At 34.1% G+C, this 261-nt stretch carries 1 protein-coding gene; it reads left to right on the top strand.

Annotated features, from left to right (window positions below):
* Positions 1–261: transposase family protein (locus tag AC973_RS08510; RefSeq protein ID WP_048729594.1), on the top strand; the 261-nt coding region annotated here is incomplete at both ends.

Here is a 261-nt window from a genome sequence, read left to right as displayed (position 1 = left end):
TACTGGTAATCAAGATATCATCAAACATGGCTTTAAACCAGCTATCATTCGATTACCGAATACAGCTACTAATCCTGTTTTACTTAAATTACAGAAGCAACGCTTTTATTGTAAACACTGTGCACAAACTTTTATCGCTGAGACACCATTAGTTGAAAAATTTTGCTGTATTTCTAAAACCATTAAAAGTCAAATTAGCTTCGAATTGGTTGAAACGCAATCTATGCGGTTAATCGCTAAACGTTATCATGTCTCTTCTCC

The sequence above is a fragment of the Carnobacterium sp. 1290_CSPC genome (genome assembly GCF_001053265.1).
Classification (GTDB): domain Bacteria; phylum Bacillota; class Bacilli; order Lactobacillales; family Aerococcaceae; genus Aerococcus; species Aerococcus urinaeequi.
Note: the sequence above shows the minus strand (reverse complement) of the source record. Positions and strands in the feature narration are given on the sequence as shown.